The organism is Oleiphilus sp. HI0079 (assembly GCF_001635105.1).
In genome coordinates, this window is record NZ_LWFT01001242.1 from 1 (window position 1) to 695 (window position 695).

The window sequence follows — 695 nt, forward strand, 5'->3', positions numbered from 1 at the left end:
GGTGCCGAGCAATGAAAATAGGGCGCTATATTGGTTAATTGGAAGCAGTTGGCCATCACAGAATTGCCAACCACGAGGGGCGAAATTGTAAGGTACCCAAGCAATCTCGCCTAAAAAGGGCTCTGCAGAGACGTGAGTTGCGGAAGTGGCGGCTACCGTTAATGCAGCGCCGGCGATTAGCGTTTTTAGTGTTTGTTTCATTGCTCTCTCCTGTGAGCATGTTTTTCGGATCCTTTTGAGTACTACAAACAACACTCATCAAGAGTTATGTCATTTTGTATCGATCGATCATCTCAAGTGCGTTAGCAGGTCGATTTTCGCAATCGAATCAATCCTCCCAAAGCAAGGCTAAGCAAGATTAGCGAGCTCGGCTCTGAGACGGCGCCCGGTGGAGATGACATTTGGGCAAAGGTGATGTCATCCACGTTGAAATAATAGTCTTCTGGGAAACTTGAAAATGAGACGCTAGTGAACGCGTCTGCTGCTGAGTCGGAATACAGGCCGATGAAATAGGCTTCGCCGTCTAGTAGCTGTTGATCCGCGTTCGCAGACAGATTAGCGACGAGACCAGTATTCGTTGTTAGCGTTATATCGTTATCAAAAAGAAGTGATTCAAAGCCGATATGAATGTACAAGCCAATGGCCGATTGGGCCGAGCCAAACGTCATGTCGAAGCTATCCCCTCCCGCAAACCG

General features: G+C 48.1%; 2 protein-coding genes. Both read right to left on the reverse strand.

The window, feature by feature from the left end:
- Window positions 1-201, reverse strand: a 201-nt coding sequence (locus A3750_RS21910; protein ID WP_197475230.1) for a phage tail protein, incomplete at its 3' end; no start/stop codon positions are given.
- Window positions 202-302: 101 nt separating this feature from the next.
- Window positions 303-695: PEP-CTERM sorting domain-containing protein (locus tag A3750_RS21915; RefSeq protein ID WP_231871917.1), on the reverse strand; the 393-nt coding region annotated here is incomplete at its 5' end.